Origin of the sequence: Nitrosopumilus adriaticus (assembly GCF_000956175.1) — an archaeon.
GTDB lineage: Archaea > Thermoproteota > Nitrososphaeria > Nitrososphaerales > Nitrosopumilaceae > Nitrosopumilus > Nitrosopumilus adriaticus.
The window spans coordinates 1713840-1739194 of record NZ_CP011070.1 but is presented as its reverse complement, the minus strand read 5'-3'; the positions used below and the strand labels follow the sequence as shown (position 1 = coordinate 1739194).

Below are 25355 nucleotides of genomic sequence, written 5' to 3'. Positions count from 1 at the left end.
ATTGAAGAAAAAGAGTAATTTTGAAAGCAATTTGTTTTATTGGGGCTAGAGGTGGTTCAAAAGGTGTTCCTGGTAAAAATATTCGTAAACTCGATAATAAACCATTGATATCTTACGCCATAGAATCTGCACTCAAATCAAAAATATTTACCAATGTAGTTGTTTCAACAGAAGACACTGAAATAGCAAAAGTTGCAAAAAAATATGGTGCAGAAGTTCCATTCAAACGTCCTAAAAACCTCGCAACAGATTCAGCTGGATTTGCCAATGTGATGCTTCATGGAATTAAAGAACTCAGAGGATTAGGTTATGAATTTGATGTTTTAGTTAATCGTGATTGTACTGTTCCTTTCTTCAGAATATCTGATATGAAAAATGCTCTAAGAATATTAAAAAATAAAAAACCATACGCAGTTTATGGTGTCTATCAACAGCACTTTAATCCATATTTTAATATGATGGAATTAGATTCAAAGGGTTTTCTCAAGTTATCTAAAAAATTAAAAAATAGACCAAAGCGTAGACAAGATGCACCCATTGTTTATCAACTAAATGGATTATTTGCATATGATGTTAAACAATTTCTTAAATACAAAACACCTATCTTACCACGATCATTACCTGTAGAAATCCCTCCTGAGTGTGGTCTTATGATCGATACAGAAATTGAATTTAGGTTGGCAGAAATGATGATAAAACAGAAATTGATTTCTTTTTAATTACCACGCGCTCCATCCTCCATCTAATATTAGATTTGCCCCAGTCATGTAGGATGAAGCATCTGATAACAAAAATAATAATCCTCCGTTATACTCATTATTGTTTGCCATTCGTCCAATCATTGTTTTTTCAGAGTAATTTTTTATGAATTTTTTATTCATGTACTCTTTGTCAAGCACCCCGCCTAATGTCATCGTATTTACACGAATATTTTTTCTGTTCCAATATGCAGCTAAATATCTTGTAAAATTAACTATTGCCCCCTTAGTTGCTGCATATGATGGTGGAGAATTTAATTCACTATCTCCATAAATGCGCTGATCTGCTCCATTAATTCCATATATTGATGAAATATTTACAATCTTTCCTCCTGATTTTTGTGTTGACATAATTTTACCAAATATCTGTGAGCACAAAAAAACTCCAGTTAAGTTTACTGACACTACATCATTCCATAAATCTAATGGAAAATCTTCAAATCTCTTTGCGGATTTTTTCACATTTGATCTAGGACTATAAAATGCATTATTTACTAATCCGTCTATTTTTCCATATTTTTTTAAAATTTGTTTACTAATTTTTTGTAATTGATCTTTTTTTGTAATGTCTATCTTACATGCAAATGGATCAGTATTATATTTTTCAGATAATGATTTTTCTAATTGATTATTTTTTTATTATCTATATCTATAAGAATTACATTAGAACCTGCATCACTAAGGATATGTGCAAAATTTGTTCCTAAACGACCTGCACTTCCTGTTAAAACTATAACTTTGTCGGTAAGATCAAATAATTCCAAACTATATTGCTTTTTCATACTTTGATCATTTTCCGTGATTTAGAAGATTTTATTATCGCGAGTCCAATTTTCAATGTTTTAATTCCATCTATCTCAACAGGATTAATTGTGATCTTTCGTTTTTTTACACAATCTAAAAAGTGAATTAGTTCTTCTTTATACATTAAATTCCTATCATATTTGGACCATTTTAAAACTTTAATCCATTTATTTTTTTGATTATCATATAATGTGACCATATTTGAATCCGAATCCCAAAACACGGTACCTTTACTTCCAATTATTTTGCAACTTCTAAAATCGGGTTTTTGAAAATAATCCAAATGCAATTCTGCAATAATATTATTCTTAAATTTCAATATCCCTACAGAAAGATCATCTGCAGAAATTTTTAAATCGCTATAGCTGCCCGTCACTGAAATCACTTCTTTAACGTCTCCAAATATCCAATAAAGATAGTCAATCTCATGAATATTTGTCAATACTACTCCTCCTCCTAATTCAGTTCTTGCAGCATAGCTTTTTTTATAATCCTCATATGGGTGCCAATCAGGTAAAAATGAACCACATTCTGCTCTAACAGAAATTACTTTCCCGATTTTATTACTTGAAATTATTTTTTTGATTTCTTTAATACATTTGTGAAAACGTAACTGACATCCCATCTGAGTTATTATTTTCTTTTTTTCAATAATTGAAAGTAATTCTTTTGAATTTTTAAGAGAATTTGATAATGGTTTCTCAACAAATAGATCAATTCCTGCCTTGGCAAGTTTAATTGCAATTGGAATATGAAAACTTGATTCATTAGCAATTATTCCTATATCTGGTTTTTCTTTAAGACAATCTGAAATGGATTCAAAAATTTTTATTCTCTTAAGAGAAGGGTTTTTAATTTTTTGTTTTGTGCAAATTATTATTTCTGTTTTAGAGATTTTGAGTAAATTAGTTACATGCCTTTTTCCAATAGAACCATACCCTATAACAACAATTTTCATATTAAAATAAGTTTAACTTCTCTATATTTAATTTCTATTTGTTATGAAATCATGCAGTTCCTGCGTCCCAAGGAAGATATTCCCCTTTCAATCTTTGTTCCCATCTATGGATGTCTTCTTCAACCATAATCTTAACTAAACCATTAAACTTAGTTTTAGGATTCCATCCTAATTTTCTTTTAGCTTTTGAGTAATCCCCTTTTAGATTATTAACATCAAATGGTCTAAGATTTTTTTTACTTACTGAAATACATTTTGTAGATATCCCAGCTATTTTACATGCTTTTTCTGCAAATTCTTTTACCGTGTGGTTTTCATTTGTAGCCATTACATAATCATCTGGCTTTTTAGCTTGTAAAGACTTCCAAATCCCTTCAACATATTCAGGTGCATAACCCCAATCACGTTTAGCTAAAATATTTCCTAATTCTAATTTCTTTGATATTCCAAGAGAAATTCTTGCAACTTCATTTGAAATTTTTCTTGTAACAAATTCTAATCCACGTAAAGGTGATTCATGATTAAATAAAATTCCATTAACAGCATAAACATCATATGCCTCACGATATAGCTTTGTTTGCCAATAAGCATATAGTTTTGAAATGGCATATGGACTAGATGGCATTAATGGAGAGGACTCATTTTTTACAGGAGATTTTTCAGACCCAAACATTTCACTTGAAGATGCTTGATAAAACTTTATTTTTTTATTAAATTTTAAAATTTCATCTAATACTCTTACAGTACCAAATCCTGTGACATCACTTGTGTAGAGTGGTTGATCAAATGATGCACCAACAAAACTTTGTGCAGCTAAATGATAAATTTCTGTTGGATTTGATTCTTCTAAGGCACGATAAACAGATGTTGAATCTAACACATCTGCAGGAATTAAATTTATTTTATTAGCGATTTTAAGATAATGTAATCTCCAAAAATTACTGGAAGATTGTCTTCTAAATGTCCCAAAAACAGTATATCCCTTTTTTAGTAAGAACCGTGCTAGATATGCCCCATCTTGACCTGTAATTCCAGTAATTAAAGCTCTAGTCATACAATACCCACTTACATTCACTTTTTAAGGTTATATAATAAATGAAAAAAGTGAAATTGAAAAATATCATTTAATAAAATAGGTTGAAATTTTGGAAGAAATACTCATAACAGGAACTACTGGATTTATTGGAAATCATCTAGTTTCGGCATTAAATAAAAATTATAAAATTTTTGGTATATCTAAAAATAAAATAAAATCTTCTAAAAACTTCTATTCACATAATCTAGATATTACTAAATCTAATATTATATTAAAAAATCATTTTTCCAAGATTATTCACATGGCAGCTTATAGTGATGTAAATTATTGCAATCTGAATCCAACAAAATGTTATGAATTAAATGTAAACTCGACACTAAAAATGTTAGAAATTGCAAGAAAAAAAGACTCCAGTTTTATTTTCTTAAGTTCAAGTCATGTATATGGAAATCCAAAAAAACTTCCAATTGCAGAAATTGATCCATGTCATCCTTTTACCCATTATGCATCAAGTAAAAAAATGAGTGAAATACTATGTGAAACATATTCAAAAACCTATGATTTAGATATACGTGTTGCAAGGATATTTTCAGTATATGGACCATCAAGTTCAAAATCAAACCTTGTTTTTAATATAATTAATCAAATGATTCATGATTCAAAAGTAAAATTAGGTAATGTTTCTCCTAAAAGAGATTTTATTTTTATTGATGATGTAATAAACGGTTTAATTCAAATTATAAATTCTAAAAAAAGAGGATTTCAAGTATATAATCTTGGAAGTGGAAAAAGCATTTCTATTGAAGAACTAGTAAAAACCTGTTTTAACATACACAATAAAAATCCCAAGTTGATTTCTTCTAAAGAAAAACGCCGGAAAAACGAGATATCAGATATTTGTGCTAACATTTCTAAGATGAAATCAGACTTCAATTGGAAACCAAAGATTTCTTTGAAGAAGGGATTAGAAATCACATATAATTCCTATATCTGAGGTGGTATTTCTTCAAAATATGAAATTACATATTGAAAATTAACATAAAAAGATAAATTGATTGTAAATAAAATTTCTATATGAAAATTGAAAGATTGTTTCCTACAGCAAATCTAAATACAGTAAAGGATGGTAGAGGTGGGATTTTTACGTTTATACCAAAAGATCCAATTGTAGAATTTAATTTTAATTATATTAAAGCAGGAAAAATTCGTGGAAATCACTATCATCCAGAATTTGATGAATATTTTTTAATTACAGAAGGAGAGGGCGTACTTGTTACAAGAGAAAATGAAAATACAGAAGAGGAGTTTATTTTTTTAAGTAAAGGGCACTGTACACATACTCCAAAAGGTACCAAACATGTTTTTTTGGCAATAACCGATTGTATAGCTGTTGCAATGTTAACTAAAAAATGGGATGATTGTAAAGATCCTATTATTCATGTAGATATGGGAATGGGTAAGGGAGATCATGGAGATCCTTCTTCTCCGTATTTCAATTCAACATAGCCATAAAATGACTTTTAAAATTGGTATAATTGGTTGTTCAAGAGTTGCAAAAAATAAATTCATTCCTGCAATAAACTCTTTAGAATTTGCTTCAATAGATATCGTAGGAAGTAGAACAGATTCTAAAGCAAAACAATTTTCAAAAGAGATAGGTTGTAAAACTTTTGGTAGCTATGAAGATGTTATTTCATCTGACATTGATTGTGTCTATATTTCATTACCCGATGGATTACATGAAAAATGGACTATTAAAGCTGCAGAAGCAGGTCTACATGTCTTATGTGAAAAATCATCTACAACATCATATGAATCAGCAAAAAATATGGTTAATACTAGTAAATCATCTAAAACACGAATTATAGAATGTTTTTCATTTAGATTTCACCCACAACATAAAAAAGTATTAGATTTAATTCAAGAGCATAATTTAGGAAACATTCATAATTTTATTGGAAATTTTGGATATCCAAGACCCAATGATAATAACATTCGATTGCAAAAAAAATTAGGTGGAGGAATATTAAATGATGCTTGTTGTTATCCAATTTGTGCCAGTAGAATTATTTTCAATGAAGAACCTGTTGGTGTGATGAGTAATTTACTGATTGATGCTACATTAGGCATTGATATTAGTTCTAGTGTCTTTCTAATCTATGATAAAAAAAATGCATATGCCGAATCAGGATTTGATAGAAATTTTAAATCTAATTATGAAATTTGGTGTTCAAAAGGTAACATTAAATTAAATCGTGCATTTGCAGTTCCAAAAAATTTTGAAACAGAAATACATTTAATAAAAAATGATAGTAAAAAAATTATCATGATTGAACCAGTAGATCAAACTGCTCTTATGATAAAAACCTTTTTTGAAGAAATCTCAAATATTAAAAAATGTGATTTTAATTTTGAAGATGATTTATTAAAACAAGCTAAAATTTTAGAAGCAGTAAGATTGTCGAATAAAAAGAAGAAGTTTGTTTATTTAGAAGATATTGAAAAATAAAATAAATTAATAAAAATATATTTTTTATTAAAGTAATTCATTATAAATTTTAATTACTTTTTCAATTTCGATTTCTGCATTATACTTTTTCAAAATTAGATTTCTTAATTTTTTTCCTAAATCAGTACGTATGTCTTCATCTTCTAAATAATGAATTTGATTTACAAGTTCATTTTTTGTTTTACCTATGCAAACATAATCATTTTGAAAATCAATATTTCCTACTGGTGTAGTAACTATTGGTATTTGACAAGCTGCTGCTTCAATAAATTTTGTTTTTGAACCTAAATAATAAGCAAAATCAGGATATGGTGCTAATAAAACACTGCAAGTTCGTAATGTTTCAATGTAATTATTTACTTTTCCAGTAAATGTAGTGTTTTTAAAATTTAATGTATCTCGAAAATTTTTGTCAGTAGGACCAATGAATACAAATTCAACATTGTTAAATTTTTCTACAATAAATTTAATCATATCTAATCCAAAATAGTTTAATTTTCCTGGTAAGAAAGGACCTACTAAAGCTATCTTCAAATTTTTACATTTAGTTGGAATATAATTTTCGGGAAAAACAGAATTTCTTACAACTGTAGCATTTTGAATATTTTTAACTTTTTCATAAATTTTTTCTCCAGCACATATAATATGTTTAGAATTTCTAAAAATTTTTGTTTCTAATTTTTCATAATGATAGGATTTTACTTTAAAGGCCCATCTACGCCATGAATGTAATGGATATCCATGAGACATTTGTGCAGAATACACATATTCAAGTCCATGTGCATCGACAATATATTGAATATTTTCAAGTAATCTCCCACTTAGTTGTTGAGCATGAACTAATTTATTTGAAATTTTAGGAATTTTTGTTTTATCAAATTTATCTATTAGTTCAATGTCTGAAAAATTCTTTTTTTTAAGTGCCTCAACTTCCCATTTAGCCCTGTTACCACTTGCATTAATTCCATCAATTTTGTGTTCAGTGATCATGAAAACTTTAGTCATTTTTCTATATAAACAAATTTTTAATTAAAGTCTTTTTAATCATTTTCAAATTCAAAGAAAATTATACAAATAAGAATGCATAGTTGAAAATAAATCTTGGTAAATTTTACTACAAATAGGAGATCATATAATTTGAATTTACTTGGAATAGATTTTGAGGATTGGTATCATCCACAACTTGTAGAACCTTTCGTTTCGGAAAAAGAAAAAATTCCTATAATGTATAAAGGACTTGATAAAATTTTGAATCTTTTGAGAAAAACTAATTCTAAAGCTACTTTTTTTCTTGTAGGAGAGCTGTTAGAATTTAATCCTGAAATGCTTGATGATATAATTTCCGAAGGACATGAGATTGGCTTTCACACTATGAAACATACTAGATTAGATTCTCTTGATTTTCAATCTAAATTTAAAGAAGAATTAAAAAATTTGAAAAACTAACTTCAAAAAAATCCATAGGTTTTAGAGCACCTACATTTTCTTTGAATGAAAAAAGTTCTTGGGTTATTGACGAGTTATTAAATTCTAATTACAAATATGATAGTAGTATAATTCCTGCAAAAACTAGTATGTATGGAATGCCACAAGCACCCAAGTCCCCTTACATGATTTCTAATTCTAATTTAGATAAAGATAATGATAATGGAAAATTAATAGAATTTCCTTTATTGGTTACAAAATTTTTAGGTAAAACTATACCTGCAGCTGGAGGATTTTACTTAAGAACACTACCTTTGAAAATTATTAAAAATGCCATAAAATCTTATGAACGTAAAGAAATCCCTGGGAGTTTTTATATTCATTCATGGGAATTGACTCCAGAATTAATACCTAAAATAAAATTACCAACAAAAAATCATTTTATAACTTTTCATAAAATTGAAAAAACATTTTCTAAAATGGAAAAACTATTGAATGAATTTGAATTTACTAGATTTGATTCGTATATATCTAAAATTCATAATTAATGATCTCAATATTTTTAACCTAAGATTTTTTGTTTGACTCTTTTATTAGTTTAAAATTGTTTTTGCTAGATAGTATTTTAATTCTTAATATAGCGCTATATATTCAAAACAATAAATATTATAATCATGAATACACCTATCAAAGATAACAAAATTGATGAAGAAAATCCAAATATTGTAGTATGGTTGGATTTTGATACTTATGCATATACAAATTTTGGAATAATACTTGCATTATCAAAAGTAAAAAAATTTAATTTTATAGGTATTGTAACTACGCAACAAGACATCAGTTTCTTTAAAAATCAAAAATTAATTCCTTTTAAAAAATTGATTTATTATCCAACATGTTATCAAAATAAACCCTTTTTTAATATAGATAAAATAAAGAAATTTGAAAAGGAATTTAATCTTAATTTATGGTTAGATGTTTTTACCGAACGAAGTTTTTATAAATATTGGACTGAATTCCATAAATTTTCAAAAGAAGAAATTTTTCCTATTATTGAAAATTCTATTGAATTTTTTGTGGATGTACTTGAAACTTATAGACCAAAATTAGTATTTATGCAACAAGCAGGAGAGAATATTTCTAATCTGTTACTTTATCGAATTGCAAAAAAGATGTCAATAACAACATTAATGCCAAATGTATTACATATGAAAAATAGAATACTCATTTCAAACAATCTTACAAATTCTGAAATCTCTGATAAATTCAATCAAATAATTTCTAATTTTAATGATTCTTCTGAAATTTATGATGATGAATATATCAAAAATCTAGATCATACTGAATCACTAAAAATCAAATTAAGTTATCATTATGAAATCTCAAGTATGTCAAAAAAAATGAAATATTTAATTGGAAAAATCTTTCATAATTCTGAAAAAATTTACAAAAATATAGGTAAAACACGTTTTAGAATGCTTCAATATAGAATTATGAATTATTTTGAAGTAAAGCATAGGAAACAGTATTTAGACGAACATTCGATAAAATCAATTGAAGATAAAAAATTCATGTATTTCCCTTTAGCAAGTGAACCAGAAGCACATATTCTAACAAATTCATCATTTTTTTCCAATCAAATTACCCTTGCAGAAAATATTGCAAAATCTATACCCATTGATACTGTATTGTATGTTAAAGAACATCCAGTCCAAAAGGCAAAATTATGGAGATCAATAAAGGATTACAAAAGAATTTCATCAATTCCAAATGTAAAACTTGTACATCCAAGTACTAATAATCAAGAATTAACTTCTAAAAGTCTTGGTGTAATAGTAATTTCTGGATCAACTGGTTTTGAAGCACTATTTCATAAAAAACCAGTAATTTTATTTTCGAATGAACACTATGATCCTTTGTCAATGGTAAAAAAAATTGAATCATTCAATCATCTACCAAATACTATTCATAATTTTATTCAAAATTTTAAATTTGAACCTATTGAACTTAATGCTTTAATGAAGGTATATGATGATTTGTCTCTTTTAGTACCATACAGTTCAATGTTAAAAGATGGAAATGTAATATCCTCTATTCAAAGATATGAAAATGACTTATCATTAACAGAAAAGGAATTCAAAAAATTTTATGATACATATAAAAAATATTTTGAATTAATTGCTGCTGATATTTTTTCAAAAATCTATTCTAAAAAATATTAATTTCAGGTTCAAATTCTATTTTTAAATAAAAATTTGAGTTCCTTCACCTAAAAGAAATTTTTTTTCTGTTTCTCCCTGTTTTCTTAAAATCTTCGAGTTTGATGCGATTATACTTTGATTGATATTCATTTTTCCTACAATAGTACAATCAGACATGATAATTGAATTTGAAACGATACAGTTGCTCAGATGAGAATTATCTCCAATACTTGTATTTTCCCCGATAGTAGTGTTCTCATCAATAATACAATCATCCCCAATAATTGTAGGTCCTTTAATTTTTACATTATTTTTTATAATAGTTCCTTTTCCAACCAATACTTTTCCTTCTATGAACACATTCCCTTCTTTTTTTCCTTGAAATGACTCTCTCATGTTTTCAAGTATGGTTTTATTTGCATCTATAATATCAATAGGAGTTCCTGTATCTTTCCAAAAATCAGTAATTATCTCATAAATTATTTCTCTTTTTTCGTCAATTAACATTTGTAATGCATCTGCAATTTCTAATTCATTTCTCCATGAAGGTTTTAATTTTTTAATTATTTCAAAGATGTATGGAGTAAGAAAATAAATTCCTGTTACTACCAAGTTTGATGTTGGGTTTTTTGGTTTTTCAACAATATTAACTATTTTTTTATCTTTTATCTCAGCTACCCCAAATTGTGATGGATTATTTACCTCACATAACAATAAAGATGCTTCAGCATTTGATGATTGAAAATTTGAAACATACTCATTTATTTTATTTTGGATAATATTATCACCCAAAAACACAACAAATTTTTCATTTTTTATAAAATCTTGACATAATGATATGGCGTGTGATATTCCTTTAGGATAATCTTGTTCTATGTATGAAAATTTAGCACCAAATTTTTCCCCATTTCCATAATACTCTTTAACTTTGTTTGAACCAATACCCCCAATAACAATAGCAATATCAATAATCCCTGCCTGAACTAGGGCTTCAACACAATATTGTGACATTGGTTTATTTGCAATAGGAAGTAATTGTTTTGGACCAGTATGTGTAAGAGGACGTAAACGTGTTCCATGTCCACCATGTAAAATTATCCCTTTCATATTATCATGAAAAAATTCTTATAATTTAATGAATCTATTATAGAACCCGTTTTGATGTTTAATTGGAAGTTGATTTTCTGAATTTCTTCATTTTCTAGAATTCTTTGATATCTGTTTTTTCAATTTTTAGCATAAATTTTCTAATTTTTTTTATCTCATCTTCTGTTGCTCTTCCTGTATATGTATCCAATAATATTCTTATCATTCTTGCTCGTACTGGATCTTCTTCTAATCTCATTGTGTTATCTACACTTATCTGAGTTTTTGTGTGCCACCTACCAATTAATGTAGAAATGGGAAAATAAAATATTACAAATATGATGGAAAATATCCATAAATCAGATATAATATTTTTTAACATATTGTTATCTTCAAGGAAAAAATTGAATGTAATTAAAATAAAATTTGTAAATGTAAGTACAAACATAAGATATGTACTGTGCCCTACTCTTCCGTCCATCCAAAGTTTTCGAATAAAATTTTTTCTTAAAATCATTTTAATTATCCATCTTTTTTTCTATTTTTGATAACATTTTTCTAAATTCTTCAATTTCATCTTTTGTTGCTGTACCAGTTTGAACATCTAATAATGTTCTAATCATTTTTGCCAATATGGGATTTTGTTGATGAACAAGAGTTGTTTCAACTCTCAATTGAGTTTTCCTATGCCAATAACCAACTAGTACTGCAGTAGGAACATAAATTAAAATAAACATAAATGCAAAAATCCACAATTCAGGTACCATTTCCTTGAAAATTGAAACTCTTTCAATAAGTAATCTATAAGAAATAAGAATAAAATTAATGAAAGTTAAAACAAAAATTAGATAAACACTGTGTCCCTGTCGAAATTCCCACCATCGTCTTCTTGCCCATCCAACTTTCATTAGATAATTTCTCTTATCTGGCTATAAATAAGATTTGTAAAATCATCCTTCACTAATGGAATCAAATTTTTCAAAATCAATTTCAAAAAGCATTATTTGATGCTCAAAACCATGATCTTTTGAATCAAAGACTTTTCTCAAATATTCATACTCTTCATAATTTTGATATACCTCTTTCAAAAATTTTGGAAGTTTTGAATCATCATCTACCAAAATATGAGTCAACTCTTCCCTAGAATTTGAAATGAAACTCTCCAAATTTTTATGATTTGTTGTTGAAATAGATTTTATTTCATGAACTCCTGAACCAAAAAACAAAAATGGCCACTTTTCAGGTAGCTCTGCAGCTCTAATGTATTTTGTTTCTGAAGGATGAAAATTTAATCCAGAAGATGTATCTGTAATAATTTTAGCAATTTTATACATCTCAATTTCCTTTTGATAGTCTATTTTTTTATATTCATAAAACCCAATTGAACCAACAAAAATTCCTATAATGATTAATAATAACACTAAATTTTTTCTAGAAAATTTTGAAATGTAACTTTTAACAGCAAAAAGAGAAATTAAACAAAAAATCGGATATAGAATATACAAATATCTGGTATCTTGTGCTTGAACAATATATGCATACAAAATTGGTAATGAGGGGATTATCAAAAAAACTAAAATAAAATTTGTTTCTTTTTTTCTATTTTTTAGATATTCTATAAACCCATAAGGAACAAAAACAAAAAAATCGGGATCATTACCCATCCTAAATATTTCACAAAAAGCTCTATTCCCTCGAATATGCTATTAGAATTATCTTGATTTGAAATTGTTAAAATTTCACCTGTTCCATAAGCAACTCTTTGAAATATTCCATCATATCCAGTAACTTCAATTTTGTAATTCATTATTGGAAAAAGAATAATTAGAAAAATTATCACACAAGGTAAGTATGTTTTAACAATATCTTTGGAAATTCTATATTTTAGAAAAAATAGTATTGATATTCCAAAAAAAAGAAAAATTCCTTCGGATCTTACTATGGTCGCAAAAGCTGAAAGAGCAAAAGCTATGAACATTAATTTTCTATCATATTTTAAAAAAACTACTAGGGACAAAATTCCTAATAATATGAATAATGGTTCTGTTATTCCTAATAATGAATTAAGAATTATTCTTGGGTCAAATGCAAAAATTGCCGCACCTACTAAAGCAATTTTATCGTCAAAAAATTTTTTACACAAAAAATAAACAGGGATTATGATTAAACTTGATAAAATAACTGAAATCATTCTCTGGATTTGCATAAAATCATGTGTGTTTTCAAAACTCAAAATTGAAAACCAAAATGAAAGAAATATTGGCCATCCATTATTGGCAGGTGATCCTTCTGTTGGTAAATACCCGTAGTAATTGATTGCAGTTGCATAAGTAAAATTATCCATTGCATCTATTATCAACGGTAATTCGAATGGAAAATAAAAAATCCTAATTCCTAATCCCATAAAAAAAATCGATAAAAATGAAAATATGATTTTTTTATCATTTACAATTAAATCTGAATTCATCATTTTGTTTACCTCAAAGAAAAAATCATATTACTTATTCTTATCTTATTTCTTAAGTGTGAAAACTCTCAAAAATTGGATTTTTGTAATTTATTGCCAAAAAAGAAGACTGCACTTTTATTCTTGTATTTTTTTATAAAAAATATTGAGTATTATCTCTAAATTAAAAAATGGGTTAAAAGATCCTAAAAAAGGATTAGAATACATTATCTTGGGTGACAAAAACTTCAATACATTACAAAACATTAGTAATCATTCTTGTTTTTCAATCAAAAAAACTCAAACACCTTTAGAATCTCAAATGATTCAACCTACTGATATTCATGAACATCTTCAAACATTGCATATGCTTACAATAGAACTTAATCTAAAAAACATTCTTGAATTAGGAACTCGAACAGGTGAATCTACGGTTGCTTTTCTACTTGCTGCAAGAGAATTAAATGGAAAAGTTACTAGTGTTGATATTGATCCATGTGAAGAAGCCAAGAAAAATGTAAAAAAATTAGGAATAGATTCTTTTTGGAATTTTATCCAACAAGACGATTTGACTTTAGATTGGAATGATGAAATTGATCATCTCTTTATTGACACATCTCATACATATGATCATACTATATCTGAATTCAAAAAATTTGAACCCTATGTGAAAAAAGGTGGGCTTATTACTCTACACGATATTGTGTCCTGTCCACCTGTTTTAGATGCTATTAATGATTATATCTTAGGTAGAAAAGATCTAAGATTCTACAAATTTTTTCATAATAATGGATTAGGCGTTATACGAAAAATATGAAATATTAATTATCAAACTCCATAAATTATACTCATAATTAGAAATTTTATAAAAATTGAAAAAACTAAAAGAATTATCTCAAATAGGGAGTGCCGATATAATGGGAAATGCAATAACTGCATTTTTTTGGCTTTTTCTATCTTCACAAATTCCTCCAGATCAATACGGTGAATTATTCTATTTTATTGGAATTGTTGCAACTGCAAGCGCATTTGTTCTTTTTGGAAATCAAAATACGTTAATTGTTTACGTATCAAAGAAAATCCAAATTGAATCCACATTATATTTTATTTCTCTGATGTTAGGTGTAGTAGCTTCTTTTATCATAATGATATTGTTTTACAGAGTTGATACAATTTTTCTTTTATTTGGATACATCATTAATACACTTGCTATAGGTCAACTTTTGGGAAACAAATCTTTTTCTTTATATTCAAAATATATGTTATTACAAAAAGGATTAACCCTATCTTTAGGAATTCTGTTCTTTATAATTTTTGGAAGTGAAGGAATTCTTTATGCACTTGCACTCTCATACATATTTTTCATTATAGTAATATTTAGAAAATTTAGAGATACAAAAATTAATTTCAAGTTGTTGAAAAATCGTTCAACTTTCATTGTTAACAACTATGCAATTGATATTTTGACAAAAATTAATGCGCATCTCAACAAATTCATTATTGTACCTCTTTTGGGCTTTACTGTTTTGGGAAATTTTTCATTATCCTTACAAATTGTTAACATAGGGATGATCTTTACCATGATTGTTTTCAAGTATACCATTTCACATGATGCACAAGGACAGGAAAATAAAAAATTAAAAAAACTTGCAGTTATAATTTCAATAATTATTGCTTTGTTTGGAATGTTTATTGCACCCTATGTTATTCCAATTTTTTTCCCACAATACATTGAAGCAATTGATGCGATTAGAATTATCAGTTTTAGTCTTATACCTATGACAATCACATCTACATATTCATCCAAATTACTAGGTCGAGAAAAAAATAAACGAATTGTTTTAAGTAAAATTGTCTCAATAGCTACTTTCATAATATCTATTTTGATTTTAGGCCCTTTTTATGGAATTATTGGTCTTGCATTTAGTTATCTACTAGCAACGATAGCTGAATCATCAAGCTTAATCATTAAATTTGAAAAATTACACTCTAATAAATCATCATAAAAAATTCTAAAAATAATATAAGCAATCTTTAATATATTTACACAAAAAGTCAGTACCATGAAATCTAAGCCTAATATCTTATTCTCGCTTGATGGATTTCTTTTACATTTCTGTCTTGCATATTATTTACAACCTCATTTTGATGGGAATTTTTTTGGATTAATAGATATTAATTCAAAACCAAAAAAATTTTTTGAAGAGCAAAAACTCGTAAATTTTAAAAAAAATTGGTTTCTCCATGATCATATTAAAAAAACGTTACAAGAACCTGATCTAAACTATTTATCAAATTTTGAGAAAAAATACAAAATTGATTTATGGAAACATGTAATTAATGAAAGATTTTTCTATCTACATAATCGTTTTTACAATTTTTCAAAAAATGAAATTTTATCAATCCTTGAACAGGAACTAAAATTATTTGAAAATATTTTGAATGAATCAAAACCAGATTATTTTCTGACTTTTGTTCCTGTTTTTCACCATCAAAAATTATTGCAAGATCTTTGTAGGGCTAAAGGAATTAGAGTCTTAGTAGTATATTTTACTGGTATAAGGGATAAAATGATCCTTTCTGATGATGGAGCTACATTTGAATTAAAACCAAATTCTAATCTAAATTTTGATAAAAATAATCATTCTATCAATAAAGAAACTAATGTGTATGATTCACTATTTTCAAATTTTCTTGAAAATCGTAATACAAATTTTATAAATAAATTAATTGCATTAAAAGATTATCTACTTACATCTGATTCTGAATTGATTAAATCTAATTTTATGTATTATGGTAGAACTAAGTTCAAAGTTGTTAAAGATGCAATTTCATTAGAAATTAAAAGAAAGAAAAATTTTCATTTTCTACAAAAATATGCAATATTGTCCCCTAATCTTAACATTCCATATGTTTATTTTCCAATGAATGTTGTTGAGGAATACAATTTACTTCACTATGCCCCGTTTTTTACTGATCAATTAGAAGTTATTAGACATGTAGCAAAATCAATCCCTGTAGATTTCACACTTTATGTTAAAGAGCATAAAGGAGCTAGAATCCGAGGTTGGAACTCAACTGATTATTATTCAGAAATATTGCAAATTCCAAATGTAAAACTAATTCATCCTAATGCTGATAATGATGAACTGATGAAAAACTCAAAAATTGTTGCTACATTAAGAGGTACATCAGCTTTTAAATCTATTAAATTTGGTAAACCTTTGATTGTTTTTGGCGATATACCATTTCAGATTATGCCCTCTGTATTCACTGTAGAAAATGTAACTTTGCTACCTGATTTAATTAAATCAGCATTAAATCATAATGTAGATCCATCAGAATATGAACAATACGAGAAAATAATTGGTGATAGAGGTTTTAAATGTAATACATTGGAATATCATATTAAACGAAACAAGGCTTTTTTTACTGGTGATATTTTCTCAAATGTTCCTATTTATGAAAAAGATATGGTTCAATTCCTTGATGATAACAAAAATATGTTATCTGAACTTGTTAAAGCCCATTTGAAAATAATTTCTTTAGAAACTGACATACCCCTTAAATAATCACACAAGATAGAAATTTCACATGAAGATAATAGTAGGAATCCCAGCATTTAACGAAGAAAAAAATATTGGTTCAATTGTTGCAAAATTATCTCAAAAATATGCAAAGATCATTGTTTGTGATGATGGTTCATCTGATATGACTTCTACAATTGCTTCATCAATGGGAGCCCATGTTGTAAAACATGAAAAAAATATGGGGTATGGTTCTGCAATAAAAACTATTTTTAATGAAGCAAAAAACAGTGATTGTGATATTTTAGTTACTTTTGATGCTGATGGACAACATCAAATTTCAGAAATTGATTCATTGATAAAACCAATATCCGAAAATAATGCAGATATTGTAATCGGTTCAAGATTTCTAGGAAAAACAAAAGATTTACCCAGATATAGAAAAATTGGAATTAAAACAATAACTGGATTGACTAATGTTGTAACAGGTTCTAAAATAACTGATTCACAAAGTGGTTTTCGTGCATATGGAAAAAAAGCCTTAGATGAAATTACTCCTACTGAATCTGGTATGGGTATATCTACAGAAATCTTAATCAAAGCTTCAAAAAAGCAACTAAGAATTACCGAAGTTCCAATTATAATTTCTTATACCGATAATTCACATTCTCAAGAGCCGATACGCCATGGCACATCTGTAGTAATGAGTACACTAAAACACGTGGCAATTGAACGTCCACTTTTGTATTATGGAGTTACTGGATTATGTTTTCTGATTTTAGGTTTAATTTTTGGAGCTTGGACAATGCAAATATATTCTGAAGAGCGAGTTGTCATGACCAACATTGCTCTGATTGGTATTGGGGGGGTTATTCTAGGAACGATTTTACTTATTACAGCTACAATTCTTTATTCTATTGTAAGTGTTGTAAGAGAAAACAGGTAATTTTTTTAATTAAAACTTTGTAGAATTTTTGATTTGCTCTAAAAATAATTCTAAACTGATCTCAATTTTTAGAGGCTTGTTATCTAAAATTTTGTTAGCTTTTGAAACATCAAGGGAAGAATCTTTGGGTCTAGTTGCATTCCAACCCATTTCTTGAATTTCTGATTTTTTTAATAACATAGTATCAAGTTTAAGTTTTTTTGCAATCATTTTAGCAAATTCATACCTAGAAATTCTTGTTGCACCTGCTAAATGAATTGTTCCAGTAATTCTTTTTTTAATAACCTCTAAAAGCATTTTTGAAAAATTTGGAACGAATGTTGGTGAAGTAAATTGATCAGTCAAAACTGATATTTCCTTTCCCGATTCAAGATTTTCTTTAACCCATATTGGAAAGCTTTTTTTCGTTGAATGTATTCCAAATGGTGTACTTGTTCTTATAATTAGATATTGTGATGCAAATTTTTTTACTGTATTTTCCCCATTCAATTTTGATTTACCGTAAAAATTTTTTGGATCACAAATGTCATTTTCTTTTTTTAAACCTTCTTCTCCATCAAAAACATAATCTGTTGATACATAAATAAAAAATGCATTTTGTTTGGCTGACTCTCTCGCTAAAATTTCAGTAGCGATTGTATTGATAAGAGTCGTTTCTTCTTTTTGAAGTTCACATTTTTCTACATCTGTTTTAGCAGCAAGATGAATTACTAAATCTGGATTTATTGTATGAAAAACATCTATTATCATGTCTTTTTTTGTTAGATCTAAATGTGTTGGTACGCCAAATTGTATCTTTGTCTCATTATAACATGCATAAACATCAAAATTTTCTCTAACAAGATCTTTTACAACTTGTATTCCAACTAACCCAGCCGAACCCGTCACTAAAATTTTAGTCATTTCCAGTTTAAGGTCCAAGGCTGTGGATGTAATGATTTGTCATCAACCAATGGTTCCCACCACGTTTGATTTTCTTCATACCATTCAACCGTTTCACTCAAAGCTTCATCAAATCCATATCTTGGTTTCCATCCTATTTCATTTTGAATTTTTGATGAATCAATGGAATATCTCTTATCGTGACCAGGTCTATCTTTTACAAACTCTATTAAATCTCGTGATTTTCCAAGCAATTCAAGTATTTTTTCTACAATTTTTATGTTAGAAATTTCATTCCACGCTGTAATGTTATATTGTTTACCGAAAATACCTTTGAAAATTAAATCTTCAATAGCTTGAACATGATCATATACATATATCCAGCTTCTAATTTGTTCTCCATCTCCATATAATGGAATTTTTAGATCTTTTTTTGCTCTAATGATAGTTTTAGGAATTAGCTTCTCTGGAAATTGAAAAGGTCCAAAATTATTGGTGCATCTTGTTGTGATACATTTCATATTGTATGTTCTCTGATATGCTGCAACTAAATGATCTGCAGAAGCCTTTGTAGCTGAATAAGGATTACTAGGTTTTATCAAAGATTCTTCAGTGAATGAATCTAAATTTTCTGCATCACCATAAACTTCATCTGTTGAAATATGAACGAATAATTTGTCATGTTTTTTTGCTGCCTCAAGTAGAATGTATGTTCCATATACATTTGTCATAATAAATGGCTCTGGATTAGAAATACTTCTATCTACATGAGATTCTGCTGCAAAATTTACTACGGTATCTACACTACTTGTTAATTTATCAATGATTTTTTCATTTTTAATATCTTCTTTAAAAAAAGAATAATTTTCATTTTTATCAATCTCTTTAAGATTTTCTAAATTAGAACCTATAGTCAATGAATCTAAATTTATTATCTCGTCATTAGGATGATTTTTAAAATAATTTCTGATGAATGCGCTACCAATAAATCCTGCACCACCACAAACTAAAATTTTCATGATTACGAATTTAAAATTAATTATTTAACTCTAATGTATTTTTTATTTCATTAAAAATTATTATCAGATTCATCCAGCGTAGGCAGCTGACTGTCCTTTTTTGATATTATTGGTTTTTCAATCGGCCACATGACGTTGATTTTTGAATCATTCCAAATCACCCCTCTATCATTTTCTGGAGAAAATTCGTTATTTACTTTATAACTTACATCTGCTTCATCGCTCAAAACACAAAAACCATGTGCAAATCCTTCTGGAATGTATAATGATCTATGATTTTTTTCTGAGAGGATTTCCCCTACCCATTTTCCATAGGTAGATGAATTTTTTCTAATATCTACACCAACATCAAAAATCTTACCTTTAACTACTGAAACAAGCTTTGCCTGAGACTTGGGTTTTTTTTGAAAATGTAATCCTCTAATTACATTTTTTACTGAATGTGAAAAATTCTCTTGAACAAATTTATCAGAAATTCCATATTGAATAAAATCTGATTCTTTAAAATTTTCATAAAAAAATCCTCTATTATCTGAATACAATGTTGGCTCTATTAATATAAGATCTTTAATTTCTAATCTCTTAAAAGTAAAAACCATGTTATTCTAATAAATTATAATGATAAATGTATTTTCATGGTGTAAATTGCTTAAAATTTGAAATAAATAAAGTCTTGAGAATTAATACTATAAGTAAAAGTAATCATCAATGCAATTATTGTTAATACTATTACCCAATATTTGATACTAAATTTTGAAATTCTATCAATCATATTTTCTTTTCTATATGAAATAAAATGTAAAATTATGAATAATGATAAAAACAAAACTGGTAATTTATGAGATAAAATAACATCTGCTATTTCACTAAACTGTAAATCTATCAAAACATATTTTTCAATTGAATACATCATACTGTCCACATCTCTTACTCTAAATGGAATCCATGCTAGAAACACAAAATACTGTGTGACTGATATTGAAACTATTTTTCCTATTTTTGATTTGAAAAATGAATTGTTTTTAAGAATTGGGAATTTATTTAGAATTAATTTGTGAACTGTAAGATATAATCCGTGTAATAATCCCCAGACAACAAAATTCCATGATGCTCCATGCCATAATCCCCCCAAAAACATCACAGCTATCAAATTGAAATATGTTCTGCCTGATGATTTCTTGTTTCCACCTAAAGGAATGTACAGATAATCACGAAGCCAGCTTGACAGTGAGATGTGCCATCTTCTCCAAAAATCTGATGGAGAGGTTGCAAAATACGGTTTGTTAAAGTTGATTGGTATCTTAAATCCAAGAATTAACGCTGCACCAATTGCAATGTCAGAATAACCTGAAAAATCCCCATAGATTTGAAATGCAAAACCTATTGCACCCAACCAAATTTCAAAAGTACTCGCTCCAATTGGATCCTGAAAAATAGTATTTACCATAGGTGCGATATTATCTGCAAAAAACATTTTCTTAAGAAAGCCAAACGCCATAATTGTTATGCCTAGTTTGAGATTTCTGTCATGAATTGAGATCAGAGATAGTCTGTTGGTTCCAAAGTTCTCCATCTTTTCTCTTAGTTGGGGCAAAAAGTCCTTGGCTCTTACAATGGGTCCTGCAACTAGCTGTGGGAAAAATGCCACAAACAAAGCAAATTCTCTTAATGTTTTACTAGGCTCTAATTTCCCTCGATAGATATCTGCAGTATAACTAATTGTTTGAAACGTGTAAAATGAAATTCCTATGGGTAATGCAAGATTGAGAAATGGAATTGATTCGTATCCTAACGAACTTCCCACTGCATTGATTTGAGATATTCCAAAATCAGCATACTTGAAGAATCCCAATAATCCAAGGTTTCCAGCAAGACTGATTGAGAATATTATTTTTTTGCGGGTAATATTTTGTGATTTCCAAATTTCTCTACCTGCATAAAAATCAAGAAGTGTAGAAAATATCAGTAGAATAATCAGATAGTTACTGGTATAATAAAAGAAAAAGTAAGATGCAACAAGTAAGAAGAGATGTTGAAACTTTCTATATTTGAAAATTACAACTACTGATACTACAAAAATGAAAAAGATGATGAAATCAGGGGAATTGAAAAGCATTATGTTTCCTCGATAATCATTTTTGCAATGTCTTCATTGTAAATTGTAACATTTTTGTGATATGATATGTGGGAAATATTCCCCCATAAATCTAAATCATGATATCTATCTTCGAAATTATAAATTTTTAAGTCATATTCAACTTCTAAATTATTTAGTATTCTAGAGAAATCTTTTTTTTGTTTTTGGCTAAGAGTTTCTAAATAATATTCGTGTAATGGGGATGTGAAAATAACTATCTTGATATTACTTTTTTTAGCATCTTCGATAATTTTTTTTAATGCCCTATAATTTTCATTTGCTATTTCCGCATTATTCCATTCTGTAACTGGAGATAACTCACTTTTTAATTCCTCTTGAGTTTTAATCTTAAATTTTGTATAATGATAAAAGGGTGTTTTAGCATTAGTGATTAGTGACTCTTCTAATGTTGGAGAAATACTATCCTGTATTGGTCTTAGAACTGAAAAAAGGAGTTCTTGAGGATTTACAGGAATATGATTTATGAAAATTGAAAATATTTTTGAAAAAATAAGTTCTTTAAAATTAATAGGAATGATATCTTTATTTTCTTTATAAGGAAATTGAAAATCTCTGTATGAAATCTGGTAAAAAATTACTTTAGGGGATGTTGAAATAATGTTTTCCATGGATTCTGCTCTCTTTGTAGGATAATCTCCAAAAGCTGCAAGATTGTAAACTGTAATAGGAGAATCTGAGTTCTTCGTTTCAGAGAAAACTAATTGATTAATTGATGTAACATTTGCTGAACCTAAATGACTAGAACCAATTAAAAATACAACATTTGCATCTGAAAAATCACTTGAAAAAAAATCCTGACTAGTCATATGATTATTAAGAAGCAAATTTTGTTCTCTTTTTCTATCATTTGCGTGTGATGGGTCAACTATTTTTTCATATGCGATTAACATTGAAATTGTAAAAACTAAAACAAACGTAATTGCAAAAGTAATTTTTTTATTTTCTGAAATCATTTATTTTCTCACTTTTTTTAAAATTAATGATCGATTTTTTTAACAACCCTTGCTGGATTTCCTACAACAACACAATAATCAGGAACATCTTGTGTTACAACACTTCCAGCACCAACTATTGCGTTTTCTCCTATCGTGATTCCTGCAATAATTATACAACCAACACTTATGACGGCTCCTTTTTTGATTGTTATCGGCTTTATTGTTCTAGGGTATCCGTGGTTTTTCAAAAAATCATTAGCTGAAGGATTTACATGAGCAAAGATCATTGAATTAGAACTAATTGTTACATTATCTTCAATCTTGATTAATTCGGGATGTAACAGATCAATTAGCACATATGGAGAAATATGACAATTTTCCCCAATCCTTACACCTCTAATTCTTTGAAATTTAATACTCCAAGATGGTAAAGGAGAAGAATATGCTAATGAATGAAAAATCCAACTTTTTAAAAATTTCATTCGAAGTTTGATTTTACCACTAATTCCTTTATGCCCATAATATTCCATTAATTCTCGTTCATTAGTCTTAAAATTGTCAGAATTAGTCATGATGTCTATAGTTATTTTAGCATAAAACGTTTAACTTTTCCGTAGTCTGTTTTGGGAATTTTTTCTACAAATTCAATTTTTGATGGAATTTTATATTTTTCAAGATTTTTAATACAATAACTCAAAACTTGAGATTTATCTAAATCTGAATTTTTCGTTTTTACAATATTAACTTTAATGGTTTGACCAAAAATCTTATGCTCTATCCCAAATGCTGCAATATCTTCAACTCCTGATAGTTTTTTAACAACCCCTTCAATTTCGAGTGGTGATACCTTTTCACCTCCAATGTTAATAATTTCATCATGACGTCCTTTTAGAAAAAGATATTTTTCTTCATCTAAAAATCCAAGATCTCCAGTTCGTAACCATCCATTAACTATTTTTTTATCAGCTTCACTATTCTTCCAATAATTTTGAATAACATTTTTTCCTTTAATCAAAATTTCTCCAATGTTTATACCATCTTGATCATTTGTATCGATCTTTATTTCAACGTCTGGTGCAGCTTTTCCAACTGACTCCTCTCTGTTATTGTCATTATCAAAAATCATAAAAGTTGAGCGAGAAGCTTCAGTTAGACCATAGTATGTTGCTAAATTTCCTTTTTTCATAATTTTTTTAAAATTCTGTACAGTATCTTTTGGAATTGAAGTACTATTAGTAATAATTAATCGTAGATCTGTAAAATAATCTTCTAGAATATATTTATCAAACATCAACAATTTTGTTAATGTTGCTGGAATTACTGCTAATGTTGTGGCATTAAATTTTTTTATTGATTCAAGTAGTTGTTCTAAATTACTTGCATTTTTTAACAAAATAAGTGTCGAACCTACATTTAATGAAGAATGAACACATCCCAAACCAAAAGAATGATGAAGTGGTAATGGTAGTAAATCTATATCCTGATTTGTATATCCTAAAACATTAATAATATTTTTTGTTGTAAATTCTATCATTGAATGTGATATTGCAACACCTTTTGGTTCGGATGTAGTTCCTGAGGTGTATATTAGATATGCTAGTTCATTCTTTTTTAATTCATTATCATCATTTCCTTTTATTGATATGTTTTCCCCAAATTCAAAAATTGGAATATTTGTTGAGTCATTCTCTTTCCATTCATTTTTTATTATTTTAGGACAAATTATTGCTCCTGATTCTGAAGAATTTATTTGATTTAGCAGATTGTCTTGAGAAATTTTAGGTGGGATTAGGTGTACAGTTTTCCCCGAATTTATCAATCCTAGATATGAAATAAGAAATGAAATAGAATTTTCTGATACTAAACTTATTATCTTCTGGTTTTTCGACGAAAATATTGTAGAAAAATTTTGTATTTTTTGATACAACTCATTGAAAGTTATTTGCCTTTGTTCATCTATTACAGCTATTTTTGCAGGATGTTTATCTGCATTATTTTTAATATGATTAATTATATTCATGATAAATGTGATTGAACCGATTTGAGAAGATCATTTGGAGATTTTATCTCTAAAGATTCTTCCAACGTAAATTCAATGTCAAACTTTGCTTCTGCAAAAGTAATTATATTTAATTGAGCAAATGAATCCCAATTTTCATAATCTTTTTGTTCTTTTTCCCATAAAAAATCATTTTTATTCATATTAGGAAACACTTCAAAGAAAATATCTTTGATTTTTTCTTTTAACCCTCCATCACTTGTCAATACATTTGCGAAAACCAATAGATAATAAATAAACCTTCTCGATATTTTGTATATGATTGAGAAAATTGGAATAGGAATTGACATAATAGAAATTCATCGATTTAACGAAAAACCTTATGAAAACAATGAAAATTTTTATAAAAAAATTTTTCATAATTCAGAAATTGAATATTGTCTTAATAATAATAATTCATCACAATCATTTGCTGCAAAATTTGCAATAAAGGAATCTGTTATAAAGTCGATAAATGAAAAAATTGAGTTTCTTGATATTATGACTGAACATCAAGATTCTAAACCAACAGTTTCCTTATTGAATAATCTATCTTACAACTTCCTTGTTTCCGTTAGCCACGAAAAAAATAATGCAGTTGCTGTTGTAGTCTCTGAAAAACGTTAG

29 protein-coding genes and 1 pseudogene are annotated in these 25355 nt (G+C 27.6%); 12 read left to right on the top strand and 18 right to left on the bottom strand.

The features are described 5' to 3' along the window. Positions 1 to 20: 20 nt before the first annotated feature. Positions 21 to 719: an acylneuraminate cytidylyltransferase family protein gene (locus NADRNF5_RS10310; protein ID WP_048118427.1), complete on the top strand. Its 699-nt coding sequence runs from the start codon at positions 21 to 23 to the stop codon at positions 717 to 719. Here the strand turns inward: NADRNF5_RS10310 and NADRNF5_RS10790 are convergent. The 4 genes and pseudogenes from NADRNF5_RS10790 to NADRNF5_RS10295 all read right to left on the bottom strand — a co-directional run. Continuing rightward, positions 720 to 1364 (bottom strand): annotated as a pseudogene (locus NADRNF5_RS10790) (SDR family oxidoreductase); the annotation flags it as partial. Positions 1365 to 1378: 14 nt separating this feature from the next. Then, complete coding sequence (locus tag NADRNF5_RS11180) at positions 1379 to 1540, bottom strand: hypothetical protein (protein WP_160289409.1); 162 nt, start codon at positions 1538 to 1540, stop codon at positions 1379 to 1381. Beyond that, positions 1537 to 2520, bottom strand: coding sequence for a Gfo/Idh/MocA family protein (locus NADRNF5_RS10300; protein WP_048118424.1), 984 nt, complete (start codon positions 2518 to 2520; stop codon positions 1537 to 1539). Before NADRNF5_RS10300 ends, NADRNF5_RS11180 begins: the two co-directional genes overlap by 4 nt. Positions 2521 to 2569: 49 nt before the next feature. Continuing rightward, positions 2570 to 3574 (bottom strand): GDP-mannose 4,6-dehydratase, encoded by a 1005-nt coding sequence (locus NADRNF5_RS10295; protein WP_048118423.1) that lies wholly within the window; start codon positions 3572 to 3574, stop codon positions 2570 to 2572. A 91-nt stretch (positions 3575 to 3665) separates the two neighbouring features. Between NADRNF5_RS10295 and NADRNF5_RS10290 the strand changes: the two genes are divergently transcribed. From NADRNF5_RS10290 to NADRNF5_RS10280, 3 genes are all read left to right on the top strand, one after another. Continuing rightward, a complete protein-coding gene (locus NADRNF5_RS10290) occupies positions 3666 to 4550 on the top strand; it encodes an NAD-dependent epimerase/dehydratase family protein (protein WP_048118420.1) in 885 nt (294 codons plus the stop codon). Positions 4551 to 4630: 80 nt separating this feature from the next. Further along, positions 4631 to 5062 (top strand): cupin domain-containing protein, encoded by a 432-nt coding sequence (locus NADRNF5_RS10285; protein WP_048118417.1) that lies wholly within the window; start codon positions 4631 to 4633, stop codon positions 5060 to 5062. 7 nt (positions 5063 to 5069) lie between these two features. After that, positions 5070 to 6065: a Gfo/Idh/MocA family protein gene (locus NADRNF5_RS10280; RefSeq protein WP_048118414.1), complete on the top strand. Its 996-nt coding sequence runs from the start codon at positions 5070 to 5072 to the stop codon at positions 6063 to 6065. A 27-nt stretch (positions 6066 to 6092) separates the two neighbouring features. Here NADRNF5_RS10280 and NADRNF5_RS10275 read toward each other — a convergent pair whose 3' ends face one another. Next, positions 6093 to 7070, bottom strand: coding sequence for a glycosyltransferase (locus NADRNF5_RS10275; RefSeq protein WP_048118411.1), 978 nt, complete (start codon positions 7068 to 7070; stop codon positions 6093 to 6095). A 132-nt stretch (positions 7071 to 7202) separates the two neighbouring features. On the opposite strand from NADRNF5_RS10275, the gene NADRNF5_RS11695 reads away from it, so the two are divergent. From NADRNF5_RS11695 to NADRNF5_RS10265, 3 genes are all read left to right on the top strand, one after another. After that, the gene (locus NADRNF5_RS11695) at positions 7203 to 7511 is read left to right on the top strand and encodes a polysaccharide deacetylase family protein (protein WP_237089281.1); all 309 of its coding nucleotides are present in this window, start codon (positions 7203 to 7205) and stop codon (positions 7509 to 7511) included. Positions 7512 to 7552: 41 nt separating this feature from the next. Next, the gene (locus tag NADRNF5_RS11690; RefSeq protein WP_237089280.1) at positions 7553 to 8038 is read left to right on the top strand and encodes a DUF3473 domain-containing protein; all 486 of its coding nucleotides are present in this window, start codon (positions 7553 to 7555) and stop codon (positions 8036 to 8038) included. 126 nt (positions 8039 to 8164) lie between these two features. Then, a complete protein-coding gene (locus tag NADRNF5_RS10265) occupies positions 8165 to 9712 on the top strand; it encodes a capsular polysaccharide export protein, LipB/KpsS family (protein WP_048118408.1) in 1548 nt (515 codons plus the stop codon). 21 nt (positions 9713 to 9733) lie between these two features. On the opposite strand, the gene NADRNF5_RS10260 is transcribed toward NADRNF5_RS10265, so the two are convergent. From NADRNF5_RS10260 to NADRNF5_RS11680, 5 genes are all read right to left on the bottom strand, one after another. After that, positions 9734 to 10798, bottom strand: a complete 1065-nt coding sequence (locus tag NADRNF5_RS10260) for a glucose-1-phosphate thymidylyltransferase (protein WP_048118405.1) — start codon at positions 10796 to 10798, stop codon at positions 9734 to 9736. A gap of 94 nt (positions 10799 to 10892) precedes the next feature. Continuing rightward, entirely contained in the window at positions 10893 to 11294 is a 402-nt protein-coding gene (locus tag NADRNF5_RS10255; protein ID WP_048118402.1) for a hypothetical protein, read from the bottom strand. A gap of 1 nt (position 11295) precedes the next feature. Then, on the bottom strand, positions 11296 to 11685 hold the full coding sequence (locus NADRNF5_RS10250; protein ID WP_048118399.1) for a hypothetical protein: 390 nt from the start codon (positions 11683 to 11685) through the stop codon (positions 11296 to 11298). Between the two features lie 42 nt (positions 11686 to 11727). After that, entirely contained in the window at positions 11728 to 12111 is a 384-nt protein-coding gene (locus NADRNF5_RS11685; RefSeq protein ID WP_237089279.1) for a hypothetical protein, read from the bottom strand. Positions 12112 to 12392: 281 nt separating this feature from the next. Beyond that, a complete protein-coding gene (locus NADRNF5_RS11680; RefSeq protein WP_237089278.1) occupies positions 12393 to 13247 on the bottom strand; it encodes a glycosyltransferase family 39 protein in 855 nt (284 codons plus the stop codon). Between the two features lie 142 nt (positions 13248 to 13389). On the opposite strand from NADRNF5_RS11680, the gene NADRNF5_RS10240 reads away from it, so the two are divergent. From NADRNF5_RS10240 to NADRNF5_RS10225, 4 genes are all read left to right on the top strand, one after another. Continuing rightward, on the top strand, positions 13390 to 14040 hold the full coding sequence (locus NADRNF5_RS10240; RefSeq protein ID WP_048118396.1) for a class I SAM-dependent methyltransferase: 651 nt from the start codon (positions 13390 to 13392) through the stop codon (positions 14038 to 14040). Between the two features lie 100 nt (positions 14041 to 14140). Then, positions 14141 to 15229, top strand: a complete 1089-nt coding sequence (locus tag NADRNF5_RS10235; RefSeq protein WP_148313099.1) for a lipopolysaccharide biosynthesis protein — start codon at positions 14141 to 14143, stop codon at positions 15227 to 15229. A 57-nt stretch (positions 15230 to 15286) separates the two neighbouring features. Further along, positions 15287 to 16795 carry a capsular polysaccharide export protein, LipB/KpsS family gene (locus tag NADRNF5_RS10230; protein ID WP_048118389.1) on the top strand — a complete coding sequence of 503 codons (1509 nt, stop codon included), beginning with the start codon at positions 15287 to 15289 and terminating at the stop codon, positions 16793 to 16795. A 22-nt stretch (positions 16796 to 16817) separates the two neighbouring features. Next, positions 16818 to 17696 (top strand): glycosyltransferase family 2 protein, encoded by an 879-nt coding sequence (locus NADRNF5_RS10225; protein WP_048118384.1) that lies wholly within the window; start codon positions 16818 to 16820, stop codon positions 17694 to 17696. 9 nt (positions 17697 to 17705) lie between these two features. Here the strand turns inward: NADRNF5_RS10225 and NADRNF5_RS10220 are convergent, their stop codons facing one another. Genes NADRNF5_RS10220 through NADRNF5_RS10185 form a run of 8 tightly spaced genes read right to left on the bottom strand, consistent with a single transcriptional unit; the run spans position 17706 to position 24955 of the window. Then, the gene (locus tag NADRNF5_RS10220) at positions 17706 to 18599 is read right to left on the bottom strand and encodes an SDR family oxidoreductase (RefSeq protein WP_048118381.1); all 894 of its coding nucleotides are present in this window, start codon (positions 18597 to 18599) and stop codon (positions 17706 to 17708) included. Next, positions 18596 to 19597 carry a dTDP-glucose 4,6-dehydratase gene (gene rfbB / locus NADRNF5_RS10215; protein WP_048118378.1) on the bottom strand — a complete coding sequence of 334 codons (1002 nt, stop codon included), beginning with the start codon at positions 19595 to 19597 and terminating at the stop codon, positions 18596 to 18598. Before rfbB ends, NADRNF5_RS10220 begins: the two co-directional genes overlap by 4 nt. A gap of 50 nt (positions 19598 to 19647) precedes the next feature. Further along, a complete protein-coding gene (rfbC, locus tag NADRNF5_RS10210) occupies positions 19648 to 20196 on the bottom strand; it encodes a dTDP-4-dehydrorhamnose 3,5-epimerase (RefSeq protein WP_048118375.1) in 549 nt (182 codons plus the stop codon). Positions 20197 to 20246: 50 nt separating this feature from the next. Further along, a complete protein-coding gene (locus NADRNF5_RS10205) occupies positions 20247 to 21713 on the bottom strand; it encodes an MBOAT family O-acyltransferase (RefSeq protein WP_048118372.1) in 1467 nt (488 codons plus the stop codon). After that, positions 21713 to 22708 (bottom strand): hypothetical protein, encoded by a 996-nt coding sequence (locus NADRNF5_RS10200; protein WP_048118369.1) that lies wholly within the window; start codon positions 22706 to 22708, stop codon positions 21713 to 21715. The genes NADRNF5_RS10205 and NADRNF5_RS10200 overlap by 1 nt, the downstream gene beginning before the upstream one ends. A gap of 23 nt (positions 22709 to 22731) precedes the next feature. Next, complete coding sequence (locus NADRNF5_RS10195) at positions 22732 to 23262, bottom strand: acyltransferase (protein ID WP_048118366.1); 531 nt, start codon at positions 23260 to 23262, stop codon at positions 22732 to 22734. Between the two features lie 11 nt (positions 23263 to 23273). Continuing rightward, positions 23274 to 24710, bottom strand: a complete 1437-nt coding sequence (locus NADRNF5_RS10190; RefSeq protein WP_048118363.1) for a class I adenylate-forming enzyme family protein — start codon at positions 24708 to 24710, stop codon at positions 23274 to 23276. Further along, positions 24707 to 24955 (bottom strand): acyl carrier protein, encoded by a 249-nt coding sequence (locus NADRNF5_RS10185; RefSeq protein ID WP_160289408.1) that lies wholly within the window; start codon positions 24953 to 24955, stop codon positions 24707 to 24709. The genes NADRNF5_RS10190 and NADRNF5_RS10185 overlap by 4 nt, the downstream gene beginning before the upstream one ends. A 52-nt stretch (positions 24956 to 25007) precedes the next feature. Here NADRNF5_RS10185 and NADRNF5_RS10180 point away from each other — a divergent pair, with 52 nt between their 5' ends. Continuing rightward, entirely contained in the window at positions 25008 to 25355 is a 348-nt protein-coding gene (locus tag NADRNF5_RS10180; protein WP_048118360.1) for a holo-ACP synthase, read from the top strand.